General features: G+C 57.6%; 17 protein-coding genes and 1 pseudogene. 11 read left to right on the forward strand and 7 right to left on the reverse strand.

Annotation, left to right across the window (positions count from 1 at the left end):
- Together tatC and B5D61_RS26860 are read left to right on the forward strand one after the other, a co-directional pair.
- On the forward strand, window positions 1-1,203 hold the full coding sequence (gene tatC / locus B5D61_RS21030) for a twin-arginine translocase subunit TatC (RefSeq protein WP_078815413.1): 1,203 nt from the start codon (window positions 1-3) through the stop codon (window positions 1,201-1,203).
- Window positions 1,204-1,582: 379 nt separating this feature from the next.
- Window positions 1,583-2,079, forward strand: a pseudogene (locus tag B5D61_RS26860) (Rrf2 family transcriptional regulator).
- Here B5D61_RS26860 and B5D61_RS21040 read toward each other — a convergent pair.
- Together B5D61_RS21040 and B5D61_RS21045 are read right to left on the reverse strand one after the other, a co-directional pair.
- Window positions 2,060-3,340 carry a DUF1501 domain-containing protein gene (locus tag B5D61_RS21040; RefSeq protein ID WP_078815414.1) on the reverse strand — a complete coding sequence of 427 codons (1,281 nt, stop codon included), beginning with the start codon at window positions 3,338-3,340 and terminating at the stop codon, window positions 2,060-2,062. The pseudogene B5D61_RS26860 and the gene B5D61_RS21040 sit on opposite strands and share 20 nt — an antisense overlap.
- Before the next feature lie 21 nt (window positions 3,341-3,361).
- Window positions 3,362-5,479 carry a DUF1549 domain-containing protein gene (locus tag B5D61_RS21045; protein ID WP_176159581.1) on the reverse strand — a complete coding sequence of 706 codons (2,118 nt, stop codon included), beginning with the start codon at window positions 5,477-5,479 and terminating at the stop codon, window positions 3,362-3,364.
- Between the two features lie 234 nt (window positions 5,480-5,713).
- On the opposite strand from B5D61_RS21045, the gene B5D61_RS21050 reads away from it, so the two are divergent.
- The 7 genes from B5D61_RS21050 (at window position 5,714) to B5D61_RS21080 (ending at window position 15,534) form a co-directional block, all read left to right on the forward strand.
- Window positions 5,714-6,706: a polysaccharide deacetylase family protein gene (locus B5D61_RS21050; protein ID WP_078815416.1), complete on the forward strand. Its 993-nt coding sequence runs from the start codon at window positions 5,714-5,716 to the stop codon at window positions 6,704-6,706.
- Window positions 6,703-7,992, forward strand: a complete 1,290-nt coding sequence (locus tag B5D61_RS21055) for a glycosyltransferase (RefSeq protein ID WP_078815417.1) — start codon at window positions 6,703-6,705, stop codon at window positions 7,990-7,992. The genes B5D61_RS21050 and B5D61_RS21055 overlap by 4 nt, the downstream gene beginning before the upstream one ends.
- Window positions 7,989-9,710, forward strand: a complete 1,722-nt coding sequence (locus tag B5D61_RS21060) for a glycoside hydrolase domain-containing protein (protein ID WP_078815418.1) — start codon at window positions 7,989-7,991, stop codon at window positions 9,708-9,710. The genes B5D61_RS21055 and B5D61_RS21060 overlap by 4 nt, the downstream gene beginning before the upstream one ends.
- Window positions 9,707-10,822, forward strand: a complete 1,116-nt coding sequence (locus B5D61_RS21065; RefSeq protein ID WP_078815419.1) for a GNAT family N-acetyltransferase — start codon at window positions 9,707-9,709, stop codon at window positions 10,820-10,822. The genes B5D61_RS21060 and B5D61_RS21065 overlap by 4 nt, the downstream gene beginning before the upstream one ends.
- Window positions 10,819-12,024 (forward strand): glycosyltransferase family 4 protein, encoded by a 1,206-nt coding sequence (locus B5D61_RS21070; protein ID WP_176159583.1) that lies wholly within the window; start codon window positions 10,819-10,821, stop codon window positions 12,022-12,024. Before B5D61_RS21065 ends, B5D61_RS21070 begins: the two co-directional genes overlap by 4 nt.
- 26 nt (window positions 12,025-12,050) lie before the next feature.
- Window positions 12,051-14,483 (forward strand): exopolysaccharide transport family protein, encoded by a 2,433-nt coding sequence (locus B5D61_RS21075; protein ID WP_176159584.1) that lies wholly within the window; start codon window positions 12,051-12,053, stop codon window positions 14,481-14,483.
- A gap of 85 nt (window positions 14,484-14,568) precedes the next feature.
- Window positions 14,569-15,534: a hypothetical protein gene (locus tag B5D61_RS21080; protein ID WP_078815422.1), complete on the forward strand. Its 966-nt coding sequence runs from the start codon at window positions 14,569-14,571 to the stop codon at window positions 15,532-15,534.
- 22 nt (window positions 15,535-15,556) lie between these two features.
- On the opposite strand, the gene B5D61_RS21085 is transcribed toward B5D61_RS21080, so the two are convergent.
- The 5 genes from B5D61_RS21085 to B5D61_RS21105 form a co-directional block, all read right to left on the reverse strand.
- A complete protein-coding gene (locus B5D61_RS21085) occupies window positions 15,557-16,573 on the reverse strand; it encodes a PIN/TRAM domain-containing protein (protein ID WP_176159585.1) in 1,017 nt (338 codons plus the stop codon).
- Between the two features lie 567 nt (window positions 16,574-17,140).
- Window positions 17,141-18,817, reverse strand: a complete 1,677-nt coding sequence (gene ilvD, locus B5D61_RS21090) for a dihydroxy-acid dehydratase (protein ID WP_078815445.1) — start codon at window positions 18,815-18,817, stop codon at window positions 17,141-17,143.
- A gap of 173 nt (window positions 18,818-18,990) precedes the next feature.
- Window positions 18,991-19,863 (reverse strand): hypothetical protein, encoded by an 873-nt coding sequence (locus tag B5D61_RS21095; protein WP_078815424.1) that lies wholly within the window; start codon window positions 19,861-19,863, stop codon window positions 18,991-18,993.
- A gap of 169 nt (window positions 19,864-20,032) precedes the next feature.
- Entirely contained in the window at window positions 20,033-20,707 is a 675-nt protein-coding gene (locus B5D61_RS21100; RefSeq protein WP_078815425.1) for a hypothetical protein, read from the reverse strand.
- A gap of 87 nt (window positions 20,708-20,794) precedes the next feature.
- A complete protein-coding gene (locus B5D61_RS21105) occupies window positions 20,795-21,292 on the reverse strand; it encodes a LysM peptidoglycan-binding domain-containing protein (RefSeq protein ID WP_078815426.1) in 498 nt (165 codons plus the stop codon).
- Window positions 21,293-21,472: 180 nt separating this feature from the next.
- On the opposite strand from B5D61_RS21105, the gene B5D61_RS21110 reads away from it, so the two are divergent.
- Together B5D61_RS21110 and B5D61_RS21115 are read left to right on the forward strand one after the other, a co-directional pair.
- Window positions 21,473-22,327, forward strand: a complete 855-nt coding sequence (locus B5D61_RS21110; protein WP_078815427.1) for a sugar phosphate isomerase/epimerase family protein — start codon at window positions 21,473-21,475, stop codon at window positions 22,325-22,327.
- 54 nt (window positions 22,328-22,381) lie between these two features.
- Window positions 22,382-23,764: a Gfo/Idh/MocA family protein gene (locus tag B5D61_RS21115; RefSeq protein ID WP_078815428.1), complete on the forward strand. Its 1,383-nt coding sequence runs from the start codon at window positions 22,382-22,384 to the stop codon at window positions 23,762-23,764.
- The last annotated feature ends 464 nt before the right edge of the window (window positions 23,765-24,228 follow it).

A 24,228-nucleotide genomic window follows, 5' to 3' on the forward strand; every position in this document is an offset into this window, starting at 1 on the left:
ATGTGGCAAGGCATCCTGAGTAAAGTTTTCAAAGTGCGCGACAAGGTCGCTCTCAACCTCAGCAAAGAGGATGAGGAAAAGCCCTTTTTGGATCACCTGGATGATCTGCGCACGATGCTGGTGCGGATGGGCATCACCCTGATTTCGGCCACCATCATCTCCTTCTACTTTTATAAGGAACTGTTCAACGCGATCCTCTACCCGATGGTGCTGGCAGGGTTTGCGCCGAACATTGAGGAAGCACGCAAGCTGCTGATCAACATTGATGTCGCGGGACCTTTCATGATGGCCGTGAACGTGTCTTTGATCGCGGCCGTGATTGCCTCTTTTCCACTGCTGCTGGTTTTCCTCCTGCAGTTCATTTTGCCAGGCTTGAAGTCGAACGAGAAGAAGCTGCTGTTTCCGGCTATCGCGATTGGCACAGGCCTCTTCCTGAGCGGAGCCGCCTTTTCTTACTGGGTGGTGCTGCCGCGCGCGCTCGTGTTCTTTTCAGAGTTCGCTGCCTCCGTCGGCGCGACCCAGACATGGACGATCGATAACTACGTCACCTTCACCACGCGCTTCATCTTGGTGTTCGGGATCGCCTTTGAGCTGCCGATCATCGTGATGGCCCTGGTGAAGTTGGATTTCCTCAACTTCCGCATCATGAAGTCCACATGGCGGCACGCGATCATCGCGATTACCTTGTTTGCGGCGGTGGTGACTCCGACACCCGATGTGCTGACCCTCATGCTGATGTCTGGCCCTCTCTATGTGCTGTACGCGGTCTGTGTCATCTTGGCCTACTTCATGGAGAAGAAGGATCGAGCAGCCTATCCCGAATACTACGCGGAGTTGGAGAAGGATCAGAAGGAACTGGAGCAAGAGTCCGGGGATGAATGGGACAACGAGAACTACAATCCGTGGTTCTCCGATGAAAAAGACGACGAGGATGATGAATATCAAAAGCCTCGTGCCGTGCCTTCTGCTCCGCCTCCGCAGGTCGAAAAAGCGCCCAAAACTGTGTCCATGGAAGATCCTGTGGATGAGGGTGAAGACCAAGGTTCCGTGATGCCTGAGGAAGAGGAAAATCAGCCTGAGGTCGAGGCGACTGAAGCTTCACCCGCCTCACCTGAACCGACTCCTGAAAAACCCCAAACGGAAAAATCCACTGAGGAGCTAGCACGGGAAGATGAGTCTCGTAGCGGCAATCCGCCCGTCTAATCGCCGCTAAAACTTGCTTTTCATCCAAGTTCAAGACCCGCGTAGAACCATCTACGCGGGTTTTTTGTTCGCAGGTGAAATCCAAGGATGGCATCGGATGTGTCATGGACCTTCAGGAAATTGGCGGCGATTGCGATCCTCTCAGCACTAGGGAATAAGGTGGGTTAGCTGACAGCCATATTTGCTTATGAAAAAGTGATTATGAAGCTGCATTGAGTAACTGAGAAATAATCTCATAAACTAGTGGAGACATTGTTGGAGCAGCTCTTTTATTTTAATGGTTATAGCTGTTTTATTTATTAGACATTAACATCCAGGGCTTACAAATTCCTTACCTTCATAAACTTTCCTATTCTTGGGAAAAAGGATACCAAACTTGATGCGCCTGAGCTTATTTTCGGATTTTTCTCTCCGAGTTCTCCTATTTGGAGCCGTCAAAGGGGCGCCTTTTCCCCTACATGAGGTGGCGGATGCTTTTGGAGTGTCACGCCATCACTTGGTGAAGGTAGTCAATAATTTGACCAAGCTGGGCTATCTGGCCACTAAGCGCGGCCGTGGGGGGGGATCGAGCTGGCGATGAAGCCGGAAGATATTCAGATCGGAAAGCTGGTTCGGAAAACCGAGACTTCGTCTCCTTTGGTGGAGTGCTTCGATATGAAGACGAATACCTGCCCGATCTACATGTGCTGCGGGCTGAAGGGGGCACTTTCGCAGGCGGTCGGAGCTTTTTATGGTGCTCTCGACCGCTACACACTGGAGGATGTGATCACCTCCGAAAATCGCGCCATGCTCCAGCATATTCTCCTCCGCTCGAAGCTCCAGCCTGCGGCGGGAGATCAGGATGAAGTGCCTGATCTTATGCAAGGAGTTCCGTGATCACGCTGCCCTTATCTCCGACCGTGAAGGGGCGATTGCTGGGCGACATGACGATGTGATTGACGTCCATGCCCATGGCATGACCGACGGTGCTGTGGAAGTCCTGAATGGTCACCTGCTTATCGGCGGGGGCATTGCCTTCCTTATCGCTGGCGCCATAGATGGTGCCGCCTTTGACTGGACCGCCCGCCAGGAGGGTGCTGAACACCTTGGGGTGATGGTCACGCCCGCTGCGGCTGTTGATCTTCGGACTGCGGCCGAATTCGGAACAGAGCACGACGAGGGTGGATTGCAGCAGGCCACGCTCCTGGAGATCGGACAGCAGCGCGGCGAGGGCGGTATCCAGGATGCCACCGTTATCTTCCATGCCATCGCCAATGTCATTGTGCATGTCCCAGCCGCCGTGAGCGACCTCGATGAATCTCACGCCGCGCTCGACCAAACGGCGGGCCAGCATGCAGCCCTGACCAAATTTGTTCATGCCATATTTTTCTCGGGCTTCGCTGCTTTCCTCCGTGAGCTTGAAGGCGTCGAGATCCTTGGCGCTGAGCAGTTTCAAAGTATCATCGTAAAAGTCGGTGTAGGCTTTCAGATTGCTGTCGTGAAACTTGGCTCGGAAACCGGAGTCCACCTTGTTGAGCAGAGCCAGGCGCTTGCTCATGATCTCTGCAGAGGCGTCGAACTGAGCGTATTGCAGCCCTGCTTCGGGATCATGGATCGGCAGCGGGCTGAAGCCGGCGGAGAAGAAGCCATTGCCGCTCTCTGGACCACGGCCCACACAAACGGAGGAAGGCAGGGTCTGGCTGCTCTTGCCCAGCAGTTCCTGCGCCCAGGCGCCGAGCACGGGGTGCTTGATGGTGCCGCGCTGCTCATAGCCGGTGCGCATGAGGTATTGGCCGGAGGCATGCACCCCGGTCTTGGAGGTCATGCTGCGGATGATGGCCAGTTTCTCGGAGTGATCTTTGGCCAGATTGGGCAGATAAGCTCCGAGCTGATAACCGGCCTTGGTGGTGATCGGGTCACCCGGGCCTTTGGTATCCCCAGTCTTGGGGTCCAGCGTGTCGATGTGTGACATGCCACCCAGCATCTGCAGCCAGATTACATTTTTAGCTTTGCCGAAACCGGGTAGGGACTTGGGGTCCGTGACACCTTCGCTTTTGACGAGATGAGGGATCAAGGTGACGCCCAGAGCGGTCTTGGCGACTTGCTCGGCAAATTGACGGCGCGAAAGGCAATCCAGGGAATGAAAGGAAAGGCTCATGGCAGGAGAAGCGCTGAGGGGTTATTGCACGAAGACGAACTCGCGGGAGTTAAAGAGGACCCAGCACAGGTCGGCCGAGGTCAAACCGGCATCGAAGGCCTCTGTGGCGGAGGCCATTTCTTCTGCGGTGGGTTTACGAGAGAAAAAGCTGTAGTAGAGGGCCTCGACTTTTTTCGGGGTCTCCGCCTCACCCATGGCGGTGGCTAGGACGAGGGATTTGGGATTGCGCAGGACGTTTTGGGCTTCCCCATTCATCAGCATGAGCACCTGAGGGATGCTGCCTTCGGCGGAGTTACTGTCGGCAATCTGGCGGTCACTCTGGCCAAACATGCGCAGGAAGTGGCCGTCACGCTCTGGCTGACGCAGCTCGGAAGCGCGGGCGAGGGCCAGGCCTTCCATCATCGCTGGACGGGTGAATCCGTCCTCTTCGCTGGCGGTCGTCTCTTCCATCATGCGCTGGCGTTTTTTCTTTTTAGCAGCCCCCTTGCCCTTGGCACCGCCATCCCCCAGCACGCCATCGGCCATGCGGCGCATGCCTTGCATTTCCCCGAGCTTTTCCACGATTTGGGCCGGCGTGATTTCAGACACGTTCAGCGCCATCACTTGCTTGTAAGGCTCTGCCCGTTTTAGCTTAAAGTTATCCACCTTGTCACCGATGGCGAGGGTGACGCAGGAGTCCCAGGCTTGCTCAGCTGTCATGCGGCGCAGGATCGGGCCAGGGAAATAGTAGGGCTCACCCAGGGCCAGTTCACGTGTCACGGCTTCCCGTTGATACGTCTGGGTGTTGCACAGGAGGCGCATGAAGGCCCGCAAGTCGAATTTCAGGCGCACCATCTCATTGCCCAGATGCTTGAGCAGCATGGGATTGCTGGAGGCACTGAGATCATCGAGATCTGTCACCGGATCCTGGATGCCGACGCCAAACACCATTTTCCACAGGCGATTGGCGATGGTGATGGCAAAACGGGGATTGTCGGGGCTGGTCATCCAGCGGGCAAAGATCTCGCGGCGTTGCGCGTCATTGTCGGCTTTTTTCAGCGCCAACTCAGCATCCTGATAGCAGCGCAAGCGGTGGTCATCCTTGCTCCAAGTCACAAGGATTGGATCCACCGCGTCACCAGGCTTGCCATCCTTGTATTTGTAGTCGTCAGGCAGGGTGAGATCGCTCTTCTCATGGTCGGTCACGGAGAGGGAATTGACGTCGAACAAACGGCGGGCCTGTTGATACTGCTGCTGAGTGAGTTCATCGCGCAGATTGCGCATCATTCCTCGTGGCAGGTTGCGGTCGTAGGTGTCGGCCGCACCGAAAAACGAAGCCATCTGATAGAACTGCTTTTGAGTCCACTCAGCAAAGGGGTGGTCGTGACACTGAGCGCAGGAGACATTGGCCCCGAGGAAGGTGGAGAGTGTCAGGCTGAGGTTATCCAAGCGCATGCCACGGTCTCGCAGCAGGTAGCCGGTGGCTCCATTATCCAGCAGCTTACCATCGGCCACCATCATGTCATAGACGATCTCATTCCACGGGCGGTTGGCAGCGATTTGCTCCTTCAGCCATTCCTCATAGGTGAAGAACTTGGCCTTCTGGGCATCGTCGGCGATGCGGAGCATGTCTGAAAAGTAGTTATACAGATGAGAGGCGAAGCCATCGTCACTGACCAGGGTGTCGATGACATTGGCGCGTTTGGCGGCGCTGGTGTCTGCCAGGAAAGCCAGTGTTTCTTCACGCGTCGGGATGCGGCCTGCGAGGTCCAGATAAACGCGGCGGATGAATTGCTCATCGCTGGCCAGGGCGTTGGGTTCTTGCCCGGCTTTTTGTAGCCCCATCAGCACGCCTTTATCAATGACGGCGGCTGATTGTGCGAGGCCGGTGTTTTTCTGAATCCCTAGGCCCTCAGGCTTCAAGGTGGTAGCCAGTTGCTGATCTTCCGGGGTCAGATTGGTCAGTGGGAAGTCAAACATGCGCCCATCTCGGGTCTGCAAGTAAACCTTCCCCCCTTCCACCCCGCGAAACGTGGCTTCGACCTGCCTCCCTTGGTTGTCATGCCAAACACGGAAATTGCTGTTACCGTCGGGTGCGGTTTGTGCGGTGGCTAAGAGTGCCGGAAATAGCGCACAGAGGGTGATGGAGCGAGCGTTCATAGAGTGCCTCCCAGTGGATTGGACCATGAAACGCAACGTTTGTGCGGAAGTTGCGTTAGAAAAAATCCAGAGCTCAGTTTCCCCGAAAATGCCGCATCGCCAGGTGGAGGGTGCTTTTGCTCAAGCCAAAGGTAGCAACCTGAGGCATAGTGAGGCGACATTGCTTGAGAGGAGAAAAAGGTGAGAAAGCTTTGATTATTAGCTGAAATTTGATAATTTTATAGAAATACCATAATGAACAGCCTCCTATCCAGCATCCGACGTGCTGGCCAGACCGCTAAATCTGCGGCCCTGGTGGCGTGTGGTATGGCGGCGCTCTCACGTGCGCAGTTTTCCGGGCAGGGGGTCGTGTTGGTTTTCCATGGGGTCTGTTCTGATCGCGGCCCGGTGGGTGTGAGTGATACCAGCCTGCATTTGAAGGTTTCGGTGTTCCGCGCGTTATGCAGGCATCTGGCGGTTTATTATCACGTCATGCCTTTACGTGAGATGGTGGCCATCTTGCGGGCGGGAGACGAGCTTCCCGACCGAGCTGTGGCTTTGAGCTTCGATGACGGATATGCTTCCAATTACGACTTGGCGTTTCCGATTCTGAATGAACTGAGACTACCCGCGACGGTTTTCCTCGCGACGGGTTTTCTTGATGGCACCGCGCCGCTGTGGTTCCAGCAGGTGGACTTAGCCCTAGCTGCCACAGGGACGAAGGGAGGGGCTGAACTGGAAGAGACGCTGAATCAACTCAAGCAATGGCCAGATGACGCCATGCGGCGGGAGGTGGCCCAAATGGCCGCCCACTCGGGCCATGCCTCGGTGCCGGACTGCGCTCGCCCCTTAAGCTGGGATCAAGTGCGTGAGATGCAGCGCAGTGGAATCATTGATTTTGGTGGGCATACCCATACGCATCCCATCCTCACCCGCTGCAGTCTGGAAAAGCAACGGTGGGAAATCGAGACGTGTCGGGATCGCATTCGCGAAGAGGTGGGTTTCGCACCGAAGATCTTCGCTTACCCGAACGGCGGGCCGGAGGACTGGACGGAGGAGACGCAGAAACTGGCCCGAGAGGCTGGCTTTGAGGCCGCTTTGACGATGATCAGTGGCCGGATCAAGCCCGGGGTGGACCTGATGACCCTGCCGCGTTATGGCACGCCGGGTTCTCTCTGGGAGATTGAGGCCACGGTCTCAGGGGCCTTTGAGATGGCCAGAAAGTGGAGAGGAGGGATGGGGCGATGATCTCGTTAAACATCTCAGCGCTCCGTCGCAGTTGGAAGACACCTTCTTGGCCTAACCAGTGGTTTGCCTGGGCGGGTCAAGGTTTGCAAAAAACCGAGAAGGCGTTGACGGCCTTGGCCAAGCGCTTTCGGACCGCTCAACCCGCACCTGCGGTGGAGCGCAGGACCGTGCTGCACTTCATCGCGGCTCCTGGCGGCGGAGGCGCGGAGGCGATGCTGGGCAATCTCGTGATGGCGATGAACCCGGCCCGATGGCGCTCGGTGGTGGTGCTGGTGGATGGTCGAGACTGGCCTGAAGCGGTGGCCAAGCTCAGGGATGCCGGGGCGGAGGTCCATGACCTGGAGGCCCACGCGTTTCTACGCCCCAGCACTCTGTGGCGCTTGATTCGCCTGCTCCGTCAGATTCACCCAGATGTCGTGCAGACGTGGATGCATCATGCCGATTTCGTCGGCGGCTGGTGTGCTCGTTTGGCGGGTGTCAAACATGTGGTGTGGGGCATTCACTGCCGTGAGATCCATCGCAACCCCGGGGATTCGGATCTGAAGATGTCACTCTTTCGGCGTTTGATCGGAGGCAGCTCGCGCGTGGTGCCGACGCAGATCATTTCTTGCTCCGCCACAGCAGTGGAGGATCATGTCTCCTTGGGCTACCCACGTACCGCCATGACCTGGGTGCCGAATGGCATCGACACCTCACGGTTTAAGCCTGATGGGCAGGCTCGAGCCGCTGTTCGTAAAGAACTGCGAGTGCCCGAGAAAGCTCCACTGATCGGGTTCATCGGTCGGTTTCATGAGATGAAGGACCTGTCCACCTGGCTGAGAGCGGCGGCGCTTCTTCAGGCTCGGAAACCCGATGTGCACTTTTGGTTATGCGGCGGAGATGAGTGGGAACTCGGGGATTGCGCTCGCGCCGCCTTGTCGGTTGTGCCTCACCGTCAGCAGATGCATTTCACCCCATTTCGCTCTGACCCTGAGCACGTCTATCCGGCTCTGGACCTGTTTTCTTTATCCTCTCGCACGGAAGCCTGTCCCATGACGGTGATGGAGGCGTTATCCAGCGGGGTGCCTTGCGTGACGACGGATGTGGGGGATTGCGCAAGGCTACTGGAAGGGCTGGGGCAAGTGGTGCCAGCGCGTGATGCGGAGGCTTTAGCGAAAGCTTGGGAGGAGACGTTGAGTCATCCCACCAGTGCCAAGACCCTGCGCAAGGAGGCGCAGCAACGTTTCGATATCACGGTGGCAGCTCAGGCCTACGAGAAAGTTTACGAGGAGGTGGTGGCATCATGAAAAGCCGCCTCATCGCATTCATCTTCTTGCTGAGTGGAATCGCTCAGGCGGAGCTGAAAGTGTCTCTCGCGGATGCCATGACGCGGGTGATGCGGGCCGACGAATCCTTACCGAAAGCGGCTGTGAATCTGCACGCGGCACGCGGGGAGTGGGAGTCATTCCAGATCGTGCTAAATGGCTCGGAAAGCGAGATCAAGGAAGCCAAGGTGGAAGCCACGTCCTTGACCGGACCGGACCAGGAAACTCTGCCTGCGCCGACCTTGCTCCGAGAGCATTACGTGCGGGTTTCGAAATCAACCCCCATGGCACCTTTGCCCCCGGGAGATTATCCAGATGCGCTGGTGCCGCTGACCTTTCCCTGGCAGACGCTGCCTGACCAAAAGCATTTCAACCAACCTTATTGGGTGGATGTGTTCGTGCCCTACACGGCTAAGCCGGGGGTTTATAAAGGGGAGATCCGCGTGGTCGGTCCTGACCGGGTGTTTTTGGCCACTCGCCAATACAGCCTGACCGTGCAGCCCTTTGATCTTCCTGTGGTGCCACGGCTGCGCACCTCCATCATGACCCTCTGGCGCCGCATCGCCGAGGTGCATGGGTTTGATCGCCGTCAGGAGCCGCCCGATCCGAAGCTGCTCACCCTGCTGGATGAATACTATGACTTGCTCGCCCAACATCGGCTGAGCATCGATCAGACCTATCCCACCTACCCCGAACCCAGCAGCGGTAAGATCAATCCAGCACGTGTGGAGGCGGGGATGCGCAAGCATCTGCTGCATCGGCATGTGAGCACTCTGGGCCTGCCGATCTGGCCGGAGTGGCCGTTCAAAGATCCCCTGGGGCAGGACCGTAGCAAAGCCATGAAGTATGTGGCGGAGTGGATGGGGCTGATGAAAAAGCTGCGCTGTGACTCCCGGGGCTATGTGATCATGGGCTCGCTGGATGAGCCGAATGACAGTGAGGCTTATGCGCGTGTCCGTCGCTGGGGAGATTTCTTCAATGAAACGGAAGCGGTCCATAAGGTCCGAGTGCCCTTGTTGATCACTGAGCAGCCTACGCCGGACAACGGCTGGTGGGGCCGCCTGGATGGAGATGTGGATATCTGGGTGCCGCACGTGAGCCGTGTCTGGGCGGATATGGAATCCCCAGATGGCCAGCGTGACATCGCGCGTCGTCTCGCGGAGGGAGATGAGGTGTGGTGCTACACCGCGCTCACCCAGATCCCCGATGCCTGGGAAGCTGCGCATGGCCAACCGAAGGCGATGAAGCAATCCAACCCGCCGGTGTGGTGCCTGGATTACCCGGCCATGAATTATCGGGTGCTCGCCTGGGTAATGCCTCGTCACGGCATCACCGGGTTGACGTATTGGGACACACTCTTTGCCAGTCCCGGCATCGATGTGTGGAAGGATGCGGGTTCTTTCCAGCATGAGAATGGCGAGGTTTACAATGGAGACGGCAGTTTCATTTATCCCGCCACGCGCAAACGCCACGGTGCGGACATGCCGGTGGCCAGCATCCGCCTCAAATGGCTGAGGGAGATGGCCGAGGACTATGATTACATGATGCTGGCCAAGGATCTAGGCCAAGAAAAGGAGGCGCTGGCTTTGGCGGCGACCTTCGCTCGGGGCTTCGGAGATTGGGAGGATGATGTGGCCAAGCTCTATGCCGTGCGCCAAAAATTGGCGGAACTCATTGTTAGTCAAGGAGGTGGACGATGAGACTTCAGATCATTCGTGATGAGGCGGCTTTTTTGGCACTGAAACCTTACTGGGATGCTCTGCTGGAGCGCAGCGCTGTCTGTTCTCCCTTTCTCAGGTGGGACTGGATGTGGCTCTGGTGGGAGGAGTTTCGCACCGATTTTACCTTGGCCGTGGCCGTCATCGTGGATGCCGAGCAAAAGCCGCTGGCCATTGCACCGTTGATGCTGGGGCAGGAGACCTCTGGGATGCGCAAGCACCTGATTCACCTGGGCTTTTTAGCCGGGTTGGGAGAGGTCAAAGGGGAGCGCATGGACTTCCTCGTGCCGATGGGGCGGGAGATGGAGCTGACGCCGCTGCTGTGCCGCGCCTTCGCGCTCTTGCAGCCGGAGTGGGAGACGGTGCGGTTGAACAAACTGCCGGAAGAGTCGCCTAACCATCCCTTCATCATCGAGGCTCTGAATGAATGCTCCATCGGCGTCAATGTCGTGATCCGCACGGAGTGCATGTGCATTCGGCTCGCCGCCTCGTGGCAAGATGTTGAGTCTCGATTGGCCACCAAACGGAAGCGAGAGCTGCGCAGGCGCTGGGAGCTGTTAGTCAGCGAGCAGCACGCGGATGAACAGCAAACCACGGCTGAAGAGGCTGAGAAACGCCTGGATGAGTTGGCGGCCCTTCACACCCAGCATTATCCAGAGGGGGTGAGTTCTTTCATCACGCCTCGTTCATGGCGGTTTCATCGCCGCCTCGGACTCAAATGGATTCCTGAGGGGAGAGCGCTGTTACCTTTCATTGGCATCGACTCCGCCATGGCCGGAGGCCTTTATGGCTTTGTCGAGCGCGGTGAGTTTTTCTTTTTCCAAATCGGCTGGGATGCTTCTCTGGCGCGTTATTCTTTGGGGCACCTCACACTGCGTTGGGCTGTCCAAAGCTGTGTCGCACGGCAGATGAAGCTGTTCGATATGCTGCCCGGAAACTACCGCTACAAAAGTGAATGGACGGGAGATTCCCGCTTTGTGATCGATCTGGAAGCCTATCAGCCGGAGAGTTTGCGCGCGGCTCTCTTCCGCGGCTTCCGTTATATGAAACGCCAGTTCAGGGCTCCGTCTGAATGCTCCGCCAAGTCCGAATGAAAGTCGTCGTCCTCACTGCTGATGCCAATACGTTGGTTTACCATCGCGGAGATTTGATCCGCGATCTCGCCGCCCATGGTTGTGAGGTCGTCACCTCAGCCGCCGAGGATTACCCGCATGTGAGGCAATACCTGGCTCAGTTTGGCGTGAGGCACTCGCCCATCCGCATGGTGCGGAGTCGGGTCAATCCCCTGTATGACTGGATCACTTGGCTGGATATGTTCCGGCTCTTCAAAGAAGAAAAGCCCGATGCCCTCTTTGCCTACACCATCAAGTCCGTCGTTTACGGCTGTGTGGTGGCGCGTTGGGCAGGGGTGCCCAAGATTTATGCCTTGCTTCCTGGACTGGGTTTTACCTTTGTGAAACCCGAGACCTGGAAACAAGCGGCCGTGCAGTGGATCTCGAAACTTCTGCATCGCTATGCACTGAAGCGTGCTGATGTGATCTTCATGCAGAATCGGGATGATGTGCGGCTTTTTACCGATCTCAAGATGCTGCCTCCCGGGGTGCCTGTGCATGTGACCGCAGGCTCTGGTGTGAACCTGAATGAGTATCCGCACGTGCCTCTGGAAAACAGTGCCGAGATCGCTGAAGGCCGCATCCGGTTCGTCTTAGTCAGCCGCTTGCTCATCAGCAAGGGTGTGTGTGTCTATGCTGAAGCAGCAAGGCAAATCAAAGCCCGGTATCCCAAGGTGGAATTCCATCTCGTGGGTCCGTTTGATCCGAACCCTAACCGAGTCTCTGAGGAGGAGGTGGCGGGTTGGGTGAAGGACGGCCTTTTAACGCATCACGGCATGGTGCGGGATGTGCCGGGGGTGCTCAAGGACATGCATGTTTTCTGCCTGCCAACCTGGTATCGGGAAGGGGTGCCTCATGCGACTCTGGAAGCTCTGTCTATGGGCCGGGCCGTCATCACGACGGACTCGGTGGGAGCTCGTGAGTGCATCGCTCAAGATGGCGGCAACGGGTTCCTGGTGCCTCCAAAGGACATCGAGGCTGTGGTGAAAGCCATGGAGTTTTTCATCCAAAATCCGGATCAAATTGCCCGCATGGGGCGTGCGAGCCGAAAGCTGGCCGAGGAGGTCTTTGATGTGAAGATTGTGAATGGAATCATTCTGAATGCCATGGGCCTGACGACAGAAACGGCCAAACTTAAAGAAACTTCTGTGTCTGCTGCTTGCCCCGCCGGGGTGGGTGCATGATTGTACTGTTCTGCGCTGCGCCTTCCATGTCTTACCAGCTCACCATCGACCCTAAAGCTCCCACCGGCATGCCTGCCGATGCGCGTAGTCTTGTGCCGGTGGCACCTGCGGCGCTTGGGGCACCTCTCGGTATGCCGCCTTCGGTGGACCCGAGTCCCTATCTCTCCACGCCGCCGCCTCAGTTCAATGAATCGGTCATTAGCATCGCGGATCTGGTCGGATATTTAAAACGCTTTTGGCTGCTCGGTTTTCTGGTGGGGCTGCCCATGGCGGCCTTGATCTTTTATTTGTTGGGCATGGGCCCCAACATCTATGAAGCCGAGGCGAAACTACGTCTGCGACTTCAGGACACGAACGTTTTCAACTTCAGTGAAATGGGCCGTCAGAGCGTGACGGAACTGAGTGCTCCGCAATTGATCAACAACCATCTCACGGAGTTGAAATCTCGGAAGTTCATGGATTACTTCTATGATCGCTTCGACCCCCAAGAGCGGGACGCCTTCATTCAGGATGAACTCAGCACGCTGGGTCGTAAGGATCAGTTGTTCAAGTTGATCGGGCTTTACAAACCCTCCAAGCCAGCACCGCCGAAAGACGTGTTTGCCGGAAGCCTGGAGGAGTGGGTGAGGGTGGAGCCACAGAAGGAATCACACATCCTGCGAGTGCTCGTCCGTAACCGGAACCCGAAGCTGGCGGCGGCCATTGCCAACAGCTTTGCCACCGACTACATCAGCTTCTTCGGTGAACAGGAGAGTGGGCAGACGGAAAGTGAACGTGGCTACCTGCAAAGCAAAGCGGTGGAGTTGAAACAGCGTTTGGAAGTCAGTGAGCGCAAGTTGGCCGAATACCGCAAGAGCGAGAACCTCATGCAGGAGAACGCGACCCAGGACATCGGTGGCGATAAGGTCCGCCAGTTCGTCACCGCGACCACGGATGCGGAAATCCGGCTGGCGAAGGCGAAGAGCGATCTGCAAAGCATCCGCAACACTCAGCAGGCCGGACGAGATCTACTGGAGGTGCGTGTGGTGGCGGATAATCCCGATGTCGCCTTCAATCGCAAAGAACTGGAAGCGGCCATTGCCGAACGGAAAGCCTTGGAACCTCTGTGTGGGCGTAGACATCCCCAGATGATTGCTCTGGCGGGGAAAATCGAATCGGCGAAGTCCGCCTTGGATCATGCCACGATGGCGGTGGTGACCATGGCGGAAAACGAAGTGACCGGCCTGGAGCGCCAGATTGCCGATTTCAAAAAGCAGCTCGATGAATCACGTGGGCAGGTGCTGGATCAGAGCGGCAAAAATGTGGAGCAAAAAATCCTCAGCGATCAGGTGGCGGCAGATCGGGAGATGTATCAAACCATCGTCAAACGGCTGAATCAGGCCGAAGTGACGGGTAACTTTAAGGACATCGGCGCACTGAGTTTGTCTGACATTGCCACTGCGCCGGATAAGCCTGTGAAGCCTAACAAACCCGTGGCAGCCGTGGCCAGCTTACTGGTCTTCGGCATGCTGTTCTTGGGCTTGCCAGTCACTTGGGGGTTGGTCGATGAGCATCTGCTCAAGTTTGTTCGTCAGGGAGGTTCCCCATCGGGAGTGATTCCCTCGATCAAACACGCTCCGACACGTCCGCTGGGGAAAGCGCCAGCCTCGTTTCCTCAGGTTCCGCTGCCACAGGCTCAGGCTCCAGTCCCCACTCCCATCGCAGGCCCTGCGGCAGTCCCGGCCGCCTCCCCTTTCATGGCCGCCCCGGCCCCTGCACCCGCACCGTCACCCCTGATGATGCAGGCGGCTAATCAAGCACCGGTCTTGGCCAAGCTCCCTTTGGTGGGGCAGGGGACACCGGAGGCTATGATCGGTCAACTCCTCCAACCGGAGCCCTATGGCGCTGCGGGTGCCCTGTCCCAGTTGACGACGACTCTGGAAGTGCAGGCTCTGAAGCGCAGCGGGCTCGGCGGAGTCATCCTCCTGACCAGTGCCGATGCCGGTGAGGGGAAGACCCTGGCTGCGGCGGCCCTGGCGGCCGCCTTCTGCCACCAAGGGCGGCGGGTTTTCATGATGGAGTGCAATGCAGTGGCACCTTCCCTGCACCAATGGTTCCCCCATTCGGCACGCCACAGCTCTTGGGCTCATGATCTGGAATCGCTGCGTTATGGACGGACCAATCTTTTCATTCTGCCAGCCCATGACCTCCCTGCTTATGCCACCAACGAATTGTTGGATGGTTATCGCTCCTGGATCGAACGTGCGAAGCAGCAGGTGGATTGGGTGATTCTGGATGGGGGTCCGATTCTGAAAAACTTTGCTGATGTGGCCCCGCTGGCTCCCTTGGCCACGGATGTGATTTTGGTCAATAACCCTGCCATTTCGAATACGGCCAAGCTGCGGGCAGCGATGAACCTCCTCCAACCGATGATGAGCAGCAGTGCCTTTCGGGGGATGATCGTCCACGGTGCTGCTTGAGTCTGGTGATCTGGGCAGTCCTGAAGCAGCAGGTGGCTGAAGAAATAATTATGGAAATTATTGCGAATTTCTTTATGTTAGACGCATGCCTTTCGGCCGCCTTTCCCATCACCTCAACCTGTGCTGCTTGGTCGTAGGGTTGGTGTTGATCCTTCCCCTAGAAGGCAGAGCGGTCGTGCTCTATGACACGGACAACGCCTTGACGAACACCACCGCGCCCTCAGGGATTTTGGCCGACAGTGGCTGGGCTTATCAGGGGCTGTATGGCAGCTATATGGGCACGATGATTGGCTCGCAGTATTTCATCACGGCGCAGCATATCGGGGTCTCAGGTAGCCCCACTTTCACCAGTGTGGCGGACAGCACGGTTTACAGCATCGATGCAGCGGCCAATGGCAACATCGGTTATTGGGATATCGCCGGGACGGACCTACGCATCTACAAGATCAATGAAAGCTTTTCCACCTACGCCCCGCTCTACACGGGCAGCAGTGAGGTGGGGATGGAAGTGGTGGTCTTTGGCCGAGGCGGCCCTAGGGGGGCTGAAGTGACGCTGGAAGGCGATCTCAAAGGCTGGCTTCACACCGGCTCAGATGGCGTGGTGCGCTGGGGGGAGAATGATGTGTCTGGCATCACCGCAGGGCCCTTCGGAGGGGATCTCTTGCGCATGAGCTTCGATCCGATGGGGGGACAAAATGAAGCCACGCTATCCGTGGGAGACTCCGGCGGTGCTGTTTTTGTCAATGATGGCGGCGTGTGGAAACTGGCCGGGATCAACTATGGTGTGGACGGCTTTTTTGATACGAACAATGTGGTGGATGACAATGAGTTCTCGGCTGCCCTGTTTGACCGTGGTGGTTTTTATCAAGGCAGCGACAGCTCGGGCTGGTCGGCTGTTCCGCTGCCCCCAGACAGCCCGGCCAACTTCTACGCCTCGCGCATCTCGGAGAGTGCGCTGGAGATTCAGAGCATCGTGAGTGTGCCAGAGCCAGCAGGTCTCGTGCTTCTCATGTTGAGTGCCTTGGTCCCGCTGCGTAGGCGGCGCTCATGAGCCGAGCGGCCTCCGGCATCCTTCACTTCTTGAGCTCGGCGAAGATCAATCGACCCGCTGAGGTGGGCAGGGCTCCAGAGATGGAAACTTCGACGGTTTGGCCGATGCATTGGACGGCCTGATTCACCACGATCATCGTGCCATCTGCGAGGTAACCCACCGCTTGATGTTTGTCTTTGCCTTGTTTGGTGAGGGTAAGCGTGAGTTCATCCCCGGGGTTCAACTGCGGCAGCAGGGCGACGGCGAGGTCATTGAAACTCAAGACCAGAATGCCACGCAGGCGGGCGATCTTGGCGAGGTTTTCATCATTGGTGAGCAGGCGGGCATTGAGCTCACGGGCTGTGGAGACAAGGCGGTTATCGACCGATTGATCGCGATGGGGGCCGGGAGCCTCTTCATGGATGGAGATGGACAGCTCCTCCATCGTGCGCATCTGCTCCATGATTTCCAGGCCTCGTTTACCGCGCAGGGCTTTCTGCGGCTCTGTGGAATCCGCCAGCCGTTGAAGTTCATCCAGCACGAAACGTGGCACCACCAGGGCCCCACTGAGGAAGCCGGTCTTCACCACCGCAGGCACCCGGCCGTCGATGATGATGTTGGTGTCGAGCAGTAGCGGCTCGCCCTCGGAGCCGTCCCGGCGGAATCGCACGTAAGGGATGAGGAGGGCAAACTGGTCCCGATCACTGCGCAGGGCAAAGGTGATGCCGAAATACGCGAAGGTGGTATAGATGAGGATCTCCACGCCATTGCGCAGGGCATCCCCCTCCGCCATCGCTTGAAAATAACCGAGCTGGAAAACGCCGATGCGCGTGATCAGCCAAGCGCAGAACAGGCCGATGGCCAGACCGAAGGTGCCCTGAGAAAAATCGCGCAGAGTGAGCCTAACGAAAAGCGTGTCAAGGGCGAGGATCAGGCCCATGGCGGTGGCACCAGACACCGCCCCCAGCCAAGCCGGCTGCTGAAAGCCGAGCGCGACCGTGATGCCGGTGAAGACAAAGAAGGCGAAGAATAAGGCCCGGATGAGCCGAATGGACCACATGGAATGCATGCTATGATACCGACTTTAGCGCCTGACGCGCTGGCTGACGAGGACTAATGGACTGGACAAACACATTCCCGCTAGCGTTAGGCGACCTACATTGCCGCATGCAAGATGGAGTTCCGAGGCCTCGCGGCCTGAAAGGTCGCGGGATTCAGCCCCGGGCGCAAGCCCTGGGAACGACGGACACGTGATAGTGCGCCCGCGTTGCGCTCTGAAAGAGCGCAGGAACGGCTGGAACGCCCCAGGACCCAAGCAAAAGCATCCGACTCGCCTCTTTCTCGGAGGCCTATGGGATGTTCATGTTTGAAGATACCTCCCACGCTCTCCCGTGACCCTTCAGGCCGCAACACTTGGTAACATCGCGTTCTCTCCTTTTGACCCAGGGCTGGCTGCGCTGCGCCCTGGGCTGACTTCGGCGACCCTTTGGGCCGCATGGCTGAGGGTGAGGGTTTTTAGCTCGTGGATGGAATACCCCCACGCTCTGACCAGGCCAAGAGCCGGGAAGGAAAAGGCGGCTGATTTTTGACCCACCGATCCGCCTTGAACTCATCGGCACATCGGCATTCAACGATCCCGCAGCACCCAGGAGGAAACACAGCCTTGATGAGCCTGGCAAGCTGTCGCTGCAAAGTCAGCCAGGTAGCCGCGCTGATGCTTCGGCTGCGGCCATTCGGCATGTCGTTCAGACAGATCCGCATGCAGATGGATGGTTCCGGCGAGGAGATCGAACTCGATTTCATCACCGTCCTGAACGGCCGAAATTGGACCTCCGACAGCGGCTTCGGGGGAGCAGTGGATGCCCATGACGCCATGGGAAACGCCTGAGACACGGCCATCGGAAAGGAAGGCCACCTTGCCATCCAGCTCCGGCACGGCCAGGGCGGCACTGGCGACGAGCAGCTCCGGCATGCCTGCGGCGATAGGGCCAACACCACGGAGGACCACGAAATGCCCTGGCTGAATCCTTTTCTCGGCGGCTGCATCCGAGACGGCCTTGACGCTTTCAAAACAGATCGCACGGCCTTTGAACTGCGGACTCTGACGTGAGGAGACTTTAAAGACCATGCCGTGAGGGGCCAGATTGCCGAAGCAGATTTGCAGGTCGGCGTAGTCTTTGAAGGGCTGGCCCAGCGGCGCGATGAGGTCCTGATCGGCAGGGACATCGGGGCAATGTGCGACGTTTTCCGCCAAAGTCTGCCCAGTGACGGTGATGCAAGAGCCATCCAGCAGTCCGGCGCGCAGGAAGTGCTTCAGCAGCATGGCAGTGCCGCCGATGCGGTGCAGATCTGCCATGGTGCCGCGACCGCGTGGGGCGAAGTTGCAGTAAACGGGGGTGCGGCGGCAGATGGCTTGCACGTCTTTGAGTGTGAAATCCACCCCGGCCTCATGCGCGACGGCCAGGATGTGTAGCACGCCATTGGTAGAGCCGCCCATCGCGGCGATGGCGGTCATGGCATTGGTGAGCGCCGCCTGGGTCAGAATCGTGCGCGGGCGCAGATCCAATTCTAAAAGCCGACGCATGGCCTGTCCTGCACGCAGGCAATCACCCTTCTTACCAGCATCCACCGCTGGGATGGAGGAGGTGTCTGGGAGGCTAAGTCCCATCGCTTCCAGCGCGATGCCCCAGGTATTGAAGGAAGCGGCGATGCCACAACCGCCGGCTCCTGGACAGGCGGCCCGGATGATGGCCTCGGATTCGTCGAAGCTCATGCTGCCGTTGTTGGCTTGGGCTTGGGAATCGTAGGAATCCAGAATGGTAATGGGTTTACCCGAATGACAACCCGGCAGGATGCTGCCTCCGTTGACGATCAGCCCTGGGAAATTAAGGCGGGCCAAGGCCATGGCAAAGGCGGGGCCGTTTTTGTCGCAATGATGCACGCCGATGAGGCCATCATAGCAGTGGGCGCTGGTGACCATCTCGGCGCCATTGGCCATGAGATTGCGTGAAACGAGGGATGAGGCCCCGCCTTCATGGCCCTGAGTGATGTTGTCGCTGACGCCCGAAACTCCGAAGGGAAAGGCGATGAGGCCTGATTCTGCACAGCCTTCCCGGATGAGGCTGGCCACCTCATAGGCCTTCATGTTGCAGATGTTACCATCCAGCAGGGGCGTGGCGATGCCGATCTGCGGTTTGTTAAAATCCTCCGGCTGGAATCCGAGGCCCCAGTAGAACGATTTAACGCCGCGCTGCCAGCCGTGGGTGAGGGAGGAGGAATTCCAGTTGAGGGATTTGGGGGCCATAAAGGAGGGTGGTGCTCCATTCATAGCGGGGGCGGTTTTTCCCAACAAACAAAAAAACTTCCGTGACTGAGCCTAGTTGAACTCGGGGTGATCAATTACCCAAAAACAAAAACTCCCAACCAGGAGCACTGGTTGGGAGTTGGCTTGAAGGAATCTTTAAGACTCCGACAAAATTAGAAGCTCACGCTCAGCTTGACGCCGCCGAAGATTTCGCTGTCGGTGGTGTTCAGCTCATGACGAGCGTCCAGGGACAGGTTGTAGGCGATGTAAGGGGTAAGGGTAGCGATCTTGGTCAGCTTGATAGGAGCCGAGATGGAAGGGATCACGTGGGTGAAACCGCTGCTCTGGACGCCTGGGACCACACCGCTGGTGTAGTAGTCGAAGCCGTAACCACCCTTAACAGCTGGGACGATGCTCAGCCAGGAAGTGATTTCGATAGGAAGATCAAAGCCAACTTCTGCATAGGAACCACCGATACGGAAGTCATAGTAGAAGCCAGTGTAGATGTTCAGAGGGCCAGCTGTGGTGGACACAGTGATACCCACTTCGTCAGCGCTGGAGACGTTACCTTCACCGGCACCGAAAGGACCGTTGGCGGTAGTGCCACCGAAACCGTCGAAGAACTCATAGTGAGTGTAAACCAGACCGAACTTGGCGAAGCCAGCGTCGTAGGTCAGGGAGGTGGAGAGGTCCAGCTCGGAATAGTCGAGGGTGTCAGCACCTTCGTCATTCACCAGGGTGTCAACGGTGCTCACATAGAGAGCGCCGAAGCCCAGGGAAAGCTGCTCGGTCAGAGGCACGCTCAGGCTGAGGCCAGCCCAGGTGACGTTGTCTGCGAACCACAGGCCGCGGTAGTAGAGGCGGGTGTCATAACCCACTTCGACGGTAGCGCCAAGTGTGTCGAACAGGGCACCAGCGTCTTCTTCGACGACTGGGGTGACGCCCTTAGCTGGGGCGGGGGTGCCAGCGAAAGCGTTCAGGCTAGCAGCTGCTGCCAGAACGAGTGCCGACTTCGTGATGACGGAGGTCATGCTCTTCAATTTCATGATGGTCGATTTTGGTTTGTTGATGAGATGGAGGTTGGTCCGGGAGACCTTCCACCGTGGCCGATAATTAAAGCACCCCTAAACAGTTGCCAAGCATCTTTTTCTGAAAATTATTGAGTTGTTCACATTCTGCCGTTGTCAAAGGCACTGGCCAAGCCTGCTGTAACCCCTATTCTGCCAATACAATACGCAGTCCTGTGGGGGTGATTTCCAGGCTCTGAATCCCTGCTAAAAAGCGTTGCAAAGCAGGGTCTTTCTCCAGTTCGTTACCAGCGAGGTTCACCCCTTTGATGTCGCCGAGCCAGGCATTGGGAAGGGGCATGCCGCCGACGCGGACATCTCGCACCACCAAGGCGACTTTTTTATTTTCGTCCATCATGGCGTTGATCGCCAAACCCAGTCTGAGCGTGGTGCCTGAGAGCAAGGGGACGCCCGCATCGGGAGGAATAGGAACCAGGACGGTGGCGGAGATGTTGTCCTGGCCGAGATCCACTTTGACCGTATCGCCCAGGTTTTGATTGGCGAGGTAGGCATTGATCTCGCGGGCGGTGATGATGAGCGTGCGCTCTTGCTCGCCGGGGGAGACTTCTGGCTGGGCTGCTGGGGCGGTGCTGGTATTGAGCACCTGGAGCTTAGCCTCCAGCGTCTGCTGCTCGCTCGCTGTGAGGCTGACGGGCGTGATGGGGCTGGCGTAAATGTTTCGTTTCACCCACCAAGCCGTAGCTGCGGCGGTAACACCGCAACCGACGACGAAAACCGCAAGGGTGAAGAGAATGATGCTTTTCCAGGTGGGGCCCTGGCGTACCACGGGGCTACTGAGAGGAGGAGTGGGAGGTGTTTCCATAGACGTAAGTGCAGTTGACGGAGCGGAGGGTTCGTTCATTCGATCCCCCCCGCCATTCCACGTTGCCACTTTCTATGGAACGTGATCTCAGGGGATTTTCAGGGTCTGACCGGGGCGGATTAGGTCGGAGCTCAGGCCATTGGCGGATTTGATCTTGGCGACCGTGGTGCCGCGCTTGCGGGCGATGCCGTAGAGGGTGTCGCCCTTGGCCACTTTGTAGCTGCCGCTGGATTTTTTAGCGGTGCTCTTGGGGGTGGATTTAGGTTTGGAGGAAGAAGAGGTGGTGGTCTTCTTGGCGCTTGAGCTGCTGCTGGTCGTTTTAGGCGCCGAGCTGGGCGCATGGAAAGCATAGGGGTCCGCTTCGACAGGGGCCGGAGGCGGGGTGTAAGACGGGGCGCTGTAGCCTCCACCAACCCCGCTCTGAGCATAACCAGTCTGGCCAGGGTAGGGGTTGTAGCCGCCGTCGTTACCGTAGTTGGAGACATAGGGGTCATTCCCACCGAGGGAGCTTTGACCATTTTGGCACGAGGCCAGCAGGGAACAAACGGCGGCAAGAGACAGAAGACGTGCAGCGGTGGGCATCATGGGGCAGTTGAGTGTGTGGGAATTCCTTGGGGCTACGTGCTGAGTATGGTTTTCGCTTTGGTATGTTCAACTTGAAACCTTCACCGCTCTGCCTGCGTTCACCACTGTCCGCGCTTAGAAATCGCCAAAAAGCAAGTCTTGCGGTTTCTCCAGCGCTTTTCTAGTCTGCCTTCCCCATACATGAAAATTGGCTTCAACCTCCTCCTTTGGACCGGTCACGTGACCGAAGAGAACTTCCCTATCGTCGAGAAACTCAAGGCCGCCGGTTACGATGGCGTCGAGATCCCGATCTTTGACGTGAGCAACCCCGCTCATTTCTCCACGATTGGTCGTGTGCTGAAAGACAACGGCCTCGAAGCCACTGCCGTGACTGTTTTGCCCGATGAAGCTCACAACGCCATCAGCCCTGTGGCGGCGAACCGTCAGGGTGCCATCGATCACCTCAAGCGCGTGTTTGAATGCGCTCACAATGCGGGCGTGCAGGTCCTCTGCGGCCCTTATTATCAGGTGCTCGGTCAGTTCACCGGTAAATACCCGACCGAAGAAGAGCTCAACAATGCCGCTGAAGTGCACCGCGCCATCTCTCCGGTGGCCGAAGCTGCTGGCGTGAAGTGCGCCATCGAGGCCCTGAACCGTTTCGAATCTCACCTGCTCAACACCATGGAGCAGGCCGCCAGCTACGCCAAGCGCGTGGGCCACGCCAACTTCGGCACTATGTATGACACCTTCCATGCGAACATCGAGGAGAAGTGCCCGATGACCGCCATCGAGACCGTCTATAACTCGGGCAAGCTCTACCACGTCCACATTTCCGAAAATGATCGTGGCACTCCAGGCCGCGGCCACATCAACATCCCCGAGCAGATCCAGAAGCTGAAGTCCCTGGGTTATGATGGCTGGATGACCATCGAGGCCTTCGGCGGTTCTCTCCCCGACCTCGCAGCCGCGACTCGTGTCTGGCGTGATTTCTTCCCATCTCCTGATCAGGTTTACCTGGAAGGCATTGAGGTGATCAAAAAGGCTTGGAATTCCTGAGCCTCTGCCAGCGTTCTCAAACCCCATCGTCTTTATCCAACCGCGATTTATCCCATGAATACCACACCAACCCCTACCACCACGCGCCGTGACTTCATCGGCAAAACCGCCGTCACCGCGGGTGCCCTCACCGTTGCACAGTCCGCCTGGGCTGCAGGTAGCGATCAGATCAAAGTCGGCCTCATCGGCTGTGGCGGCCGTGGCTCAGGCGCAGCCAACCAGGCTCTGAGCACCAAGCAGGAAGGCGTCGTCCTTCACGCCGTGGCAGATGCTTTCAAAGAGAAGGCTGAAGCCTCCCTCTCCAACCTGCGCACCAAGCATGCGGAGAAAGTCCAGGTGGATGACTCCCGCATCTTTGCCGGTCTGGATGGCTACAAGAAAGTCATTGATGAGTGCGATCTCGTCATCCTCACCACACCTCCTGGCTTCCGTCCGTATCACTTCGAAGCGGCTGTGAACGCGGGTAAAAACATCTTCATGGAAAAGCCCGTGGCAGTGGACGCCCCCGGCGTGCGCAAGGTGCTGGAAATGGCCAAGGTCGCTGAAGAGAAAAACCTCAAGGTCGTCGTCGGCCTTCAGCGTCGTTACCAGAACTGCTACCTGGAAGCTCTCAAGCAGGTCAAGGAGCAGAACATCATCGGTGATATCGTCTCCGGCCAGGTTTACTGGAATGGCGGCGGCATCTGGTTCCGTGACAAGCAGCCGAATCAGTCCGAGCTGATGTATCAGATCAACAACTGGTATTTCTTCACCTGGCTGTGCGGTGACCACATCAACGAGCAGCACATCCACAACATCGACGTGGCTAACTGGTTCATCGGTGGGCACCCCATCAGCGCTCAGGGCATGGGTGGTCGCGAGCAGCGTGTGGATAAGAAATACGGGCAGATCTTTGACCACCACTACGTCGAGTTCACCTATGAGAACGGCGTGCGCATCAACAGCCAGTGCCGTCACCAAGCAGGCGTTTACAATGCCGTGCGTGAAGAATTCACCGGCACGAAGGGCAAGATCTATCTGGACAACAAGCCCAACTGCTACGCTGTGGACCATAAGGGCAACGTCATCTGGAAATACCGCCCCGGCTCTGGCGCTGCCGCTGCTGAAGACGGTGAAGCCAAAGGCAAAAAAGGCCGCCGCACCGGTGACCCTGATCCGTATCAGACTGAGCACGACATCCTCCAGGCCGCTGTGCGTGACAACACGCCGATCAACAACGCCTCCTACGGTGCTCACTCCACGATGACCTCCATCCTGGGCCGTATGGCCACTTACTCGGGTAAGGAGATCAAGTGGGAAGATGCCTTCAACTCCAAGGTGCAGCACATGCCAAACATCGTCACCGCTGAGACCGAACCTCCAGTCAAGCCTGACGCGGAAGGCGGCTACCCCGTTGCCATCCCCGGCGTCCAGGTGCCCGGCGTGGAGATCCTGTAATCTCCTCACAACGAGTTTTTAGAACTCTCTCAGAACCCCGATCTGTGAAAGCAGGTCGGGGTTTTATTTTGCTCTGAAGGGCCGCAAAAAAAAACGCAGAAGGCGCAAAAAATGGGAGCCTGAATTTTGATGCTTCTTGGCGAGTTCTCGTGGCCAAATTCATTCTGCCCTCAACATACAAGGCCGGGTTTGTCTGGCATTCCATTTGCTGGGCTCTCGCGACCTTGTGGCCGGATTACCCGTCTGTTTAGGGCAGGTCGCATGACCAGAAAACTGCGAATACAAACGTCTATCCGAGAGTGGGTATTGGCGCGCGGCCGCATCTTTTGAAGGGCGGGTTATTCAGCAACCCGATCTGAGATTTGAGTCGCGTCGCCAGCAGAACAAACCCACCCTCCGCATATCCACCTACCCTAACTCTTTGCGCCTATTGCGTGTTTTTGCGGCTAGGAACGCTCACTCGC

It is taken from the genome of Prosthecobacter debontii, from assembly GCF_900167535.1.
Taxonomy (GTDB): Bacteria; Verrucomicrobiota; Verrucomicrobiia; order Verrucomicrobiales; family Verrucomicrobiaceae; genus Prosthecobacter; species Prosthecobacter debontii.

Bases quoted from the DNA above. Each gene is read 5' to 3' on its own strand.
- B5D61_RS21080 (WP_078815422.1), top strand. From the start codon at position 14,569: ATGCCTTTCGGCCGCCTTTCCCATCACCTCAACCTGTGCTGCTTGGTC.
- B5D61_RS21105 (WP_078815426.1), bottom strand. From the start codon at position 21,292: ATGATGCCCACCGCTGCACGTCTTCTGTCTCTTGCCGCCGTTTGTTCC.
- B5D61_RS21075 (WP_176159584.1), top strand. From the start codon at position 12,051: ATGTCTTACCAGCTCACCATCGACCCTAAAGCTCCCACCGGCATGCCT.
- B5D61_RS21055 (WP_078815417.1), top strand. From the start codon at position 6,703: ATGATCTCGTTAAACATCTCAGCGCTCCGTCGCAGTTGGAAGACACCT.
- B5D61_RS21050 (WP_078815416.1), top strand. From the start codon at position 5,714: ATGAACAGCCTCCTATCCAGCATCCGACGTGCTGGCCAGACCGCTAAA.
- B5D61_RS21115 (WP_078815428.1), top strand. From the start codon at position 22,382: ATGAATACCACACCAACCCCTACCACCACGCGCCGTGACTTCATCGGC.
- B5D61_RS21065 (WP_078815419.1), top strand. From the start codon at position 9,707: ATGAGACTTCAGATCATTCGTGATGAGGCGGCTTTTTTGGCACTGAAA.
- B5D61_RS21100 (WP_078815425.1), bottom strand. From the start codon at position 20,707: ATGGAAACACCTCCCACTCCTCCTCTCAGTAGCCCCGTGGTACGCCAG.
- B5D61_RS21060 (WP_078815418.1), top strand. From the start codon at position 7,989: ATGAAAAGCCGCCTCATCGCATTCATCTTCTTGCTGAGTGGAATCGCT.
- B5D61_RS21045 (WP_176159581.1), bottom strand. From the start codon at position 5,479: ATGAACGCTCGCTCCATCACCCTCTGTGCGCTATTTCCGGCACTCTTA.
- B5D61_RS21040 (WP_078815414.1), bottom strand. From the start codon at position 3,340: ATGAGCCTTTCCTTTCATTCCCTGGATTGCCTTTCGCGCCGTCAATTT.
- ilvD (WP_078815445.1), bottom strand. From the start codon at position 18,817: ATGGCCCCCAAATCCCTCAACTGGAATTCCTCCTCCCTCACCCACGGC.
- B5D61_RS21070 (WP_176159583.1), top strand. From the start codon at position 10,819: ATGAAAGTCGTCGTCCTCACTGCTGATGCCAATACGTTGGTTTACCAT.
- B5D61_RS21110 (WP_078815427.1), top strand. From the start codon at position 21,473: ATGAAAATTGGCTTCAACCTCCTCCTTTGGACCGGTCACGTGACCGAA.
- B5D61_RS21085 (WP_176159585.1), bottom strand. From the start codon at position 16,573: ATGTGGTCCATTCGGCTCATCCGGGCCTTATTCTTCGCCTTCTTTGTC.
- tatC (WP_078815413.1), top strand. From the start codon at position 1: ATGTGGCAAGGCATCCTGAGTAAAGTTTTCAAAGTGCGCGACAAGGTC.
- B5D61_RS21095 (WP_078815424.1), bottom strand. From the start codon at position 19,863: ATGAAATTGAAGAGCATGACCTCCGTCATCACGAAGTCGGCACTCGTT.